This window comes from Candidatus Dedyshia acidiphila (assembly GCF_051025295.1).
Taxonomy (GTDB): Bacteria; Acidobacteriota; Terriglobia; order Terriglobales; family Acidobacteriaceae; genus KBS-83.
Window position 1 is genome coordinate 63633 of the sequence record NZ_JBMGJV010000020.1, and the last position, 10049, is coordinate 73681.

Annotated in this window: 6 protein-coding genes and 1 pseudogene; 6 read left to right on the plus strand and 1 reads right to left on the minus strand. The window is 66.8% G+C overall.

Annotated elements, in window-relative coordinates; translation table 11 throughout:
- Positions 1 to 57: 57 nt before the first annotated feature.
- Positions 58 to 591, minus strand: coding sequence for a YfiT family bacillithiol transferase (locus AC5IJH_RS10195; RefSeq protein WP_491902711.1), 534 nt, complete (start codon positions 589 to 591; stop codon positions 58 to 60).
- Between the two features lie 93 nt (positions 592 to 684).
- Between AC5IJH_RS10195 and tldD the strand changes: the two are divergent.
- The 6 genes and pseudogenes from tldD to AC5IJH_RS10225 all read left to right on the plus strand — a co-directional run.
- A pseudogene (gene tldD / locus AC5IJH_RS10200) lies at positions 685 to 2147 on the plus strand (metalloprotease TldD).
- Entirely contained in the window at positions 2144 to 3535 is a 1392-nt protein-coding gene (locus AC5IJH_RS10205) for a TldD/PmbA family protein (RefSeq protein ID WP_491902712.1), read from the plus strand. Before tldD ends, AC5IJH_RS10205 begins: the two are co-directional and overlap by 4 nt.
- A gap of 94 nt (positions 3536 to 3629) precedes the next feature.
- Positions 3630 to 4874, plus strand: coding sequence for an excinuclease ABC subunit C (locus tag AC5IJH_RS10210; protein WP_491902713.1), 1245 nt, complete (start codon positions 3630 to 3632; stop codon positions 4872 to 4874).
- Positions 4875 to 4904: 30 nt separating this feature from the next.
- On the plus strand, positions 4905 to 5582 hold the full coding sequence (gene rpe / locus AC5IJH_RS10215; RefSeq protein WP_491902714.1) for a ribulose-phosphate 3-epimerase: 678 nt from the start codon (positions 4905 to 4907) through the stop codon (positions 5580 to 5582).
- A 107-nt stretch (positions 5583 to 5689) separates the two neighbouring features.
- Positions 5690 to 7315 (plus strand): outer membrane protein assembly factor BamD, encoded by a 1626-nt coding sequence (locus tag AC5IJH_RS10220; protein ID WP_491902715.1) that lies wholly within the window; start codon positions 5690 to 5692, stop codon positions 7313 to 7315.
- Between the two features lie 94 nt (positions 7316 to 7409).
- The coding region (locus AC5IJH_RS10225; protein ID WP_491902716.1) for a valine--tRNA ligase at positions 7410 to 10049 on the plus strand (2640 nt) is incomplete at its 3' end.

A 10049-nucleotide genomic window follows, 5' to 3' on the forward strand; every position in this document is an offset into this window, starting at 1 on the left:
CCACAGTGTCTGCGACACAAGGGGTAGAGCGGAATGCCACGAACCGGGATGTGCGGCTTAGCGCGGCACCGCGCGGGCATGCGCCAGGTGATGGCGGCAGTGCCATGCATACCGCAGCGTCACCTGCTCGACGCGCTCCGGCCCGTTCTCCGGATGATGGAAGCCGCGCGCCCACTGCTCCGGGGTGAGCGAGCGCAGCAGATAGACCAGCCGTCCGTGCACGCCATTCAGGATGTCCAGAGACAGTTCTACCGGCGCATTGGCCGCATCCGCCAGCCGCGCCCACTGCTCCTGATCGTAGGGAGTGATGGTCGGCCAATCCTCGGCCAGCGCCATCCGGATGCGTGCGGAGGCCTGCTGGTGGCTGTCCGAGGTGTGATGCACCAGCGTGCGCAACGTCCAGCCGCCCGGACGGTACGGATGCTCGAGGGCCGCAGGGCCGCGCTGCTCGACCTCCTGCCGCAGCAGCGCGGGAAAGACAGCCAACGTTTCCACCGCCGCGGCGCGCTCCGCCGGGCTTACCTCGGCGGGCGTCGTGAAGCGCCCTACCGGGTAGCGCAACTGCTCCAGATCCTGCTCTGCCGTCGTCATGGCAGGACCATACCACGGAAGGTTCATGTCATTTCAAGGCTGGACCGACGCGGCTGAAGCCTACAATCGGGCCAGATCATCCAATAGCCATCCATGACATCTCCGCAGACGATCAGCCCCGCCGTCGCCGATCACCGGCAGTACTTCTTCCAGACCTTCGGGATCACCGAGCGATTGCTTGAGCGCTGTCTCGGCGAGGCGCTCTCCGCTGGCGGCGACTACGCCGACCTCTACTTCGAATCGATCGCCTCCACCTCGATTGGCCTCGATGAGTCGCTGGTCAAATCCGCGAACCAGGGGCTGAGCGCCGGGTGTGGCGTGCGCGTGGTCGCGGGTGAGCGCACCGGCTACGCCTATACCGACGACCTCTCCGCCGATCGCCTGCTGCGTGCCGCACGCACGGCAGCTCTGATCGCCAGCGGCCCCGCCAAGCAGCAGGTCGCGGGCTTCCGCGAGAACCCGCAGCAGAGTCTCTATCCCGTGCTCGCGCCCGAGGCCGACGCCGACATCACTCCGAAGCTCGAGTTGCTGCAGCGCGCCGATGCAGCGCCCGCGCCGCCGATCCGCGCATCGTGCAGGTCCGCGCCAGCTTTGCCGACGAGGTGCGCCGCATCCTGATCGCTGCGTCCGACGGCACCTTCGCCGCCGACACCCAGCCGCTCGCCCGGTTCAGCGTCTTCGTCATCGCTAAAGAGGGCGTCAACACTGCCCGCGGCAGCTCCGGCGGCGGCGGTCGTGTCGAACTCGACTACTTCCTCACCGAAAAGACCCCCGAGAGCTTCGCGCGCGAAGCCACGCGCCAGGCGATCCTGCAGTTGAACGCCGTGCCCGCACCCGCCGGCGAGATGGAAGTCGTGCTCGGCCCGGGCTGGCCCGGCGTGCTGCTGCATGAAGCCGTCGGCCATGGCCTCGAAGCCGACTTCAACCGCAAGGGCACCTCTGCGTTTACCGGCCTGATCGGCCAGTCCGTCGCGTCATCGAAGGTCACGGTGGTCGACAACGGCCGCATGCCCAACCGCCGCGGCTCGCTCAACGTCGATGACGAGGGCTCGCCGACGCAAGAGACGGTGCTGATCGAGAACGGGATCCTCAAGGGCTACATGAGCGACAAGCTCTCCTCGCGCCTGATGGGCATTCCGGAGACAGGCAACTGCCGCCGCGAGAGCTACCAGGCCGTCCCCATGCCGCGTATGACGAACACCTACATGCTGGCCGGTGAGGACGATCCCGCGGACATCCTGCGCTCGGTCAAGCGTGGCCTCTACGCCGTGAACTTCGGCGGCGGCCAGGTCGACATCACCAGCGGCAAGTTCGTCTTCTCCGCATCCGAGGCCTACCTGATCGAGGATGGAAAGATCACCGCACCGGTGAAGGACGCAACGCTGATCGGCAACGGTCCCGAGGCGCTCAAGTACGTATCCATGGTGGGTCACGATCTTCGCCTCGATGAGGGCATCGGCACCTGCGGCAAGGAAGGCCAGAGCGTGCCCGTCGGCGTCGGCATGCCGACGATCAAGCTTGACCGCATGGTCGTGGGCGGAACGGCGGCACGATGAGCACGACCCTCACCGCCGCTCCCCCTGCCTCCGGCCAGACGCTGCGCCCGGAGCTTGCGCTCGAACTCGTGGAGCGCGCCCGCACGGCCGGCGCCACGGAATGTGAGGTCATCCTCTACGAAGGTGACGAATTCGAAGCCCTCGTCCGCAAGGGAGAAGTCGAGCGGCTGAAGGAGTCCGGTTCGCGTGCCGCCGGCATCCGCGTCTTTGTTGGCGCGCGCGCCGCCTCCACCTCGACCAGCGATCTGTCTCCGGCCGGACTCGAGCGACTCGTCACCGGCGCAGTGACCTTAGCCCGCGTCACCTCGGAGGACCCCTTCGCCGGGCTGCCCGATCCCACCAGCTTCGGCAAGCTCGACGGCGACCTGAAGCTGTTCTCGGACGACATCGACGCGCTGCCCCCGGCCGAGCGCATCGCGCTCGCGCGCCGCGCGGATGAGGCCTGCTTCGCCGCCGACCCGCGCATCACCAACAGCCGCGGCGGCTCCTACGATGCCGGCACCGGCCACAAGATCCTCGCCAACTCGCGCGGCTTTGTCGGCGAGTACCGCCGCTCCATCTGCTCCATCTCCGCCAGCCCGATTGCGCAAACGCCGGACGGCAAGATGCAGCGCGACTACTGGTACTCGAGCTCCCGCACAGCCAAGGCGCTCGACACGCCGGAGTCGATCGGTGCCGAAGCTGCACGCCGCACCCTGCGCCGCCTCGGCGCGCGCTCCGTGCCCACGCAGCAGGTTCCGGTGATCTTCGCGCCGGAGCTGGCCCGCTCCATCGTTGGCCATATCTTCGAAGCCGCCAACGGCTCGTCCATCTATCACCAATCCTCGTTCTTCACTGGCAAGCTCGGCGAGGTCGTCGCCAGCCCGGAGCTCACTATCGTCGACGACGGCACCATGGTTGGCGGCTTCGGCACCGCACCCTTTGACGGCGAAGGTCTGCCGACGCGGCGCACCGTGATCGTCGAGCGTGGCGTGCTCAGGAACTACCTGCTCAACACCTACACCGCGCGCAAGCTCAGCATGCAGTCCACGGGCAACGCATCGCGCGGCCTCGCTGGTGCGCCCGGCATCGGTGCAGGCAATCTGTCGCTCGTCTCGTCTGCGCCGCAGCCCGCCGCCGCGATCCTCGCCGGCGTCAAGAGCGGCCTCTTCATCACGGAGCTGATCGGCCAGGGCGTCAACATGGTCACCGGCGACTACTCGCGCGGCGCCTCCGGCCTGTGGATCGAAAACGGCGAGCTCACCTACCCCGTCGAAGGCATCACCATCGCCGGCAATCTGCAGCAGATGTTCCGCAACATCGCCGCCGTCGGCGACGACCTCGTCTGGCGCAGCTCGGTCGCGGCGCCCACGCTGCGCATCGATGGGATGACGATCGCCGGGGCCTGACCAACGCGGGGCATGACCCTCTCCGTCCGATAGGCTCACTCACGCCACGGCACTCCCGCAGAGATCGCGAGCACCCGGGCAGTAAAATCAGCAGGTGCTCGCGCATGTCATCCCGTTCGAGCCGGCGTGCGCCGCGGACGCGCTCGATGCCCTGCCGTCGACCCCAGCCGTCTTTGCGCTCGGCTTCGGCGAGCACCGCGAGCCCTATCTCGCCCGCACCCCCAACCTGCGCCGCCGCCTGCGTCGCGTTCTCGCGCCGGACAGCGGACAAACGCGCCGTCTGCAGCTTCTGCCCTTCGTCCGTGAGATCTCCTGGACGCCCTACGGCTCGGAGTTCGAAGCCGGCCTCCTGCTCTACCGCGCCCTCCGCAGCGTCTTCCCACGCGACCCCGCTACCGTTCGCAAGCGCCTCCGGCTGCGGCCGCCCACCTACCTCCGCATGTCGCTCGAGAATGACTTCCCGCGCCTCTTCGCGACCAACAAGTACGTGCGCAGCGCCATCGATCGCAGCTTCGGCCCTTTTCCCACGAGAGTCGCCGCCGAACGCGCCGCAGACACGGTGCTTGATCTCTTCCAGCTCCGTCGCTGCGTCGAAGACCTCGCGCCCTTCCCCGAGCACCCCGCCTGCCCCTACTTCGAGATGAAGAAGTGCCTCGCCCCGTGCAATCAGACCGCGACCCCGGAGCGTCATCGCGCTGAGGCCGATGCGGTGTTCACGGCATTGTGCACACATGGCCGCAGCCTGCTCGAGGATCTCGACCGCGCACGCACGGCCGCCTCGGAAGCGCTCGACTTCGAGACGGCCGCGGCAGTCCACCAGCGCTACACGCGCGTGGAGCAGTCCTTCGCGGAAGTGCCGGACGCCGTCCATCTGCTGGCGCAGCTCTCGGCCGTACTGGTCCAGCCCGCGACCGAGCCCGGCGATGTCGCGCTCTACCGGCTCACACCTGCCGGCCTCAGCGGCCCCGTCCCTTACAGCACGTTGGGCATGCGCCTGCACAATGAGCAGTCCGGCTCCTCGTCGCTCTACTCGCACCCGGTGGCGCTGGCGCCGGTACCGCTCGAGCCATCCGACGCCGCCGCGCCCGCGGACACGCTCGAGACGCGCCTGGATCGCGCGCTCGCCGCCCTCGACAGCCCTGCCCCGAAGCTGAGCGCTCCCGAAATGGAAGACCACCTCGCGCTGTTCACGCGCTGGTGCTATCGCCCGGCGGCAAAGCGTACGGGCGAGGCGGTCTTCGCTGCCGAAGACGGCACCCTGCCCCAGAAGCCGCTGCTGCGTGCCATCTCTCGCGTCGCCCGCGCTGCGCTCACGCGCGAGCCGGTCCCTGTCGCCTGAGCCCCTGCCACCCGCTGATACACTGACCACGTGGTCGAACTGTTGCCATCGATCCTGTCGGCAGACTTCGCTCGCCTGGCAGACGCAGTCGCGGCAGCCGAGCGCGGCGGCGGCACCACCATTCACGTCGACGTGATGGACGGCCACTTCGTCCCCAATATCACCCTCGGTCCGCCGGTCGTGAAGTCGCTTCGCAAGGTCACCAGCCTGCCGCTCGACTGCCACCTCATGATCGAGAACCCGGATGACTTCATCCCCGCCTTTGCCGACGCCGGCGCGAACTGGATCGGCGTCCACTACGAGGCGTGCCGTCACCTGCACCGCACCATCGAGCACATCCGCGAGCACGGCATGGAGCCCGGCGTTGTCATCAACCCGGCGACGCGCGTCGACCTGCTCTACGACGTGCTTCCCATGCTGCACCACGTGCTCGTGATGAGCGTGAACCCGGGCTTCGGCGGGCAGAAGTTCATCCCCTTCTCGCTCGACAAGATCCGCCGCCTGCGGGAGCTGCGGGCGGAGCGCAATCTCGGCTTCCGGATCGAGGTCGATGGCGGCGTGGCTCACAACACCGTGGCCTCGGTCGTCGAAGCAGGAGCGGAGCTACTCGTCGCCGGCAGTGCTGTCTTTGACGGTGGCGACCCGGTCCGCCAGGCGCGTGAGCTGCTGGACGCGGCGCGCTCGGCAGAGATGGCCGCGGCCCGGTAAACTATGTCGCAAGCAAACCCTGCCAGTCACAGCGCTCGCTCGCTTCCTCCTGTGTGCTCCACCCACAGGCTCCGGCGCTCTGGTCTGCACTGCTTTTGAGGTTGTTCATGAATCGTCTCTCCACCCGTCTGCTGGCTGTTTCTGCAACTGCGTGCCTCGCTGCAACCCTGGTTGCCGCGCCCGCGCATGCCCGCGTCAAGAAGCCGCGTAAGGTCAGCTCTACGGACCCGCTCGCCGGGGTCAACTCCAAGCAGCCGGACAAGGAGCTCTTCGATAAGGCGATGAATGCCATGAAGAAGGGCAAGTTCGACGTCGCCCGCCTCGATCTGCAGGCCCTGCTCACCACCTACCCTGAGTCGGAGTACCAGATGCGCGCCAAGCTCGCCGTCGGCGACTCCTGGTACAAGGAGGGCGGCGCCGCCGCGCTGCAGCAGGCCGAGTCCGAGTACAAGGACTTCATCACCTTCTTCCCCGACCAGCCCGAAGCGGCCGAGGCGCAGATGAAGGTTGCTGACATCTACTACGCGCAGATGGAGAAGCCGGACCGCGACCCGACGAACGCCGGGCGCGCCGAGCAGGAATACCGGCTGATGGTGCAGCAGTACCCCGAGTCCTCCCTGGTGCCCCGCGCCAAGCAGCGTCTGCGCGAAGTGCAGGAGGTGTTGGCACAGCGGCAGTTCACCATTGGCTCCTTCTACGCGACACATGAGAACTACGCGGCCAGCATCGCGCGTCTCCAGACCGTCACGGACTCCTATCCGCTCTACAGCAAGAGCGATATGGCCCTGCTGCAGCTCGGCGACGATTACGCTGCCGAAGCCGCCATGGTGCCCAGGTTCAACATCAGCGCCGCGCAGAAGGAACGCCTGATCGCTGCGTACAACGATCGCGCAGCCGACTGCTATGACAAGGTGGTCATGCGCTATCCCATGGCGCCGCACGTCGAAGACGCGCGCGAGAAGCTCATCGCGCTCGGCCGTCCCGTGCCTGAGCCAAGCCAGACCGCGCTCGCCGAGAGCGAAGCCGAGGAGCAGAGCCGCATCAACGTCAAGCTCAAGGACCGTGCTGTGCTGCTCGTGAAGCACGGCCCCTCCACCCTGGCTGCGGCGCGTGTGGGCGAGCCGCGCATGACGCCGGCCCAGACCGTGACCGCGCCCGAGATCACGAAGGAAAACGTCGCCATCTTCAACTCCACGCTGCCCGGCGGCGCACCCGCTGCGGCCCCGGCGACGCGGTCCGCTGGAGTGGCTGCCGGCACGGAGGCACCGCGCACGGGTGATGCAGCCGCGCCACGGCTTGAGAGCGTTCCCGAGGGCAATGGCACCGGCATCGGCGCCGAAGTGCTCAACCCGAACGGGGGCACGGTCATCGACAACAACAACGGCAACTCGGCGACCGGCGCTGCACCGCCGGCTGCGAGCAGCACGCCCGCGATCACGCAGCCGACTCCCAATCCCGACAGCACGCCCGTTCCGGCTCCGGCCAGCGCCGGCGACAACGGCCTGAAGGCCGTTGGCCCGGCGGACACTGCGCCGCTGCCGCCGGTCGAGAAGCCCGCGCCGGCTGAGAACCAGGTCAACGACGTCAAGAACGGCGCGCCTGCAGCCCAGGTGCAGACCGGCACGCCCGCTCCGGGCAAGAAGAAGAAAAACCCGAAGGTGAAGACCGACAAGAGCGACGAGTCGACCAGCACGACCAAGAAGAAGGGCCTCGACAAGCTGAACCCGTTCTAAGCCGCAAACCCGCTCCGAACCACACGGCAGAGGCCCGCGCGGGGCCTCTGCCGTTTTCGTATGTCATCGCATCGCCCTGTTACCCTGAAGCCTCATGCCGCAAGAACTTCCAAAAACCTATGATCCGGCGGCCATCGAGCAGCAATGGGCCGAGTACTGGGTCAGCGAGCAGCTCTTCCACGCTGCCACCGCTCCCGCCGCTGAAGGCGCGTCTGCCGGACGCTTCGTCATGCTGCTGCCGCCCCCCAACGTCACTGGCCGGCTGCACATGGGCCACATGCTCAACCAGACGGAAATGGACATCCTCGCCCGCTGGCACCGCATGCAGGGCGAGCGCACCCTCTGGGTCCCCGGCACCGATCATGCAGGCATCGCCACGCAAATGATGGTCGAGCGGCAGCTCACCGCGGAAAAGACCACGCGCCAGAAGCTCGGCCGAGAAGCATTCCTCGAGCGGGTCTGGAAGTGGAAGGAGCAGTACGGCGGCGCCATTCTCGACCAGATGCGCCGGCTCGGCGCCTCCGTGGACTGGTCGCGCGAGTACTTCACCATGGACGCGGACCTCTCCCGCGCCGTGCGCGAGGCCTTCGTCCGCCTGCATGAGCAGGGGCTGATCTATCGCGGCGCCTACATTGTGAACTGGTGCCCGCAGTGCCAGACCGCGATCTCCGACCTCGAAGTCGTGCACGAGGAGCAGCAGGGCAAGCTCTACACCATCCCTTACGCAATCGTCGGCTCGGACGAATCGCTGCTGGTCGCGACAACGCGTCCGGAGACGATGTTCGGCGACGTGGCGATCGCCGTTCACCCGATGGACGAGCGTTACAAGCACCTGCACGGCCGCAGCGTGCGCGTGCCCTTCATTGGCCGCGAGATCCCCATCATCGCCGACCCGTGGGTCACCCCGGAGTTCGGCACCGGCGCGGTAAAGATCACGCCCGCCCATGACCCCAACGACTACGCGATGGGGCAGCGGCACAAGCTTCCATCGATCAACGTGATGGACGAGACGGCGCACCTCAACGAGCAGGCCGGGCCGTTCGCCGGGCTCGATCGGTATGAAGCGCGCAAGCGTATGGTGGCTGAACTCGAAGGCCAGCCCGGCTTCTCAACAAAGGATCACAGACTCGCGATTGGCAAGTGCGATCGCAGCAAGACAGTGGTCGAGCCGCGCCTGTCCACGCAGTGGTTCATCCGCATCCAGCCGCTGGCCGACAAGGCCATCGCCGCGGTGGAGCAGGGCCACATCCGCTTCACGCCCGAGCAGTACGCGAAGACCTACTTCGAGTGGATGCGCAACATTCATGACTGGTGCATCTCGCGCCAGCTCTGGTGGGGGCACCGTATCCCCGCCTGGTATTGCGGTGACTGCCACAAGATCACCGTCGCTCGCGACACACCGGAGAGCTGCGAACACTGCGGATCGCGCACGCTTACGCAGGAAACCGACGTCCTCGATACGTGGTTCTCGTCGGGCCTGCTGCCCATCTCCGTCTTCGGCTGGCCGGCGAACACGCCCGACCTCGCCGAGTTCTACCCCACCGACCTGCTCGTTACCGGCTTCGACATCCTGTTCTTCTGGGTGGCCCGCATGATCATGTTCGGCTGTCACTTCATGCTCGACGTGCCCATGCCGGACGGCTCTGCCCGCACGCTGAAAGACGCCGTGCCCTTCCGCGAGGTCTACATCCACGCACTGGTGCGCGATGCCGATCGGCAGAAAATGTCGAAGACCAAGGGCAACGTCATCGATCCCATCGAGATCGTCGAGCGCTACGGCACTGACGCGGTGCGCTTCACGCTCGCCACCATGGCTTCGCCCGGCACTGACATCGCGTTCTCTGAAGCGCGCACAGAGGGCAATCGCGCCTTCGCGAACAAGATCTGGAACGCGGCGCGTTTTCTGTTCATGCAGATCGGCCTCGCGAAAGACGCAGGCGTCACGGTCGACCTCAGCGAAGCCGCGCTCGCAACCGCTCTGCGCAACGAGGCCTCCACATCGCTGCTGGACCGCTGGATCACTTCGCAGTTCAGCGCACACGCCGGAGCCGTCAATCGCGCACTCGGCGAGTACCGCTTCGACGAAGCCTCCAACCTGGTCTATGCATTCTTCTGGGGCGACTTCTGCGATTGGTATCTCGAGTTCGCCAAGCTGCGGCTCGATTTCACCACCGACGTATCGAAGGCCACCGCTCGCGAGAGCCTGGCGGTGCTGGTCGCCGTCTTCGAAGCATCGCTGCGCCTGCTCTCGCCTTTTATGCCCCTCCTCACCGAGCAGCTTTGGCACTCGCTCTATGACGGCAAGCCGCCCTGCCGCTCCATCGCACTGTCGCGCTACCCGCAGGAAAGCGATGCCGCTCAGCACGCGGGCGTCCTGCGGGAAGTTGAGCAACTGCAGCAGCTCATCACAGCCGTCCGCGCCGCCCGTAAGGATGCCAGCGTGCCGGAGCGCGAGCCCGTCCCCATCCTCATGCGTACCGCGGATGCTTCTGTGTTCGAGCAGAACCTGGCGACGATCCAGCGGCTTGCCAAGGTCACGACACTCGAGCGCGTCCAGCAGCTTCCGGAAGCCTTGGCGCACCGCAGCACGCCCCTGTTCGACGTCGCCGTCGTTTACGAAAAGCCGGTAGACGCAAAAGCCGAGCGCGAGCGACTGTCGAAGGAGCTCGCCCGCCTTGAAAAAGAAAAAGAGAACAGCGATCGCCAGCTCGGCAATGAGGCGTTCCTCGCCAAG

Coding starts and splice junctions, on each gene's coding strand:
- AC5IJH_RS10220 (WP_491902715.1), top strand. CDS start 5,690: ATGAATCGTCTCTCCACCCGTCTGCTGGCTGTTTCTGCAACTGCGTGC.
- AC5IJH_RS10195 (WP_491902711.1), bottom strand. CDS start 591: ATGACGACGGCAGAGCAGGATCTGGAGCAGTTGCGCTACCCGGTAGGG.
- AC5IJH_RS10205 (WP_491902712.1), top strand. CDS start 2,144: ATGAGCACGACCCTCACCGCCGCTCCCCCTGCCTCCGGCCAGACGCTG.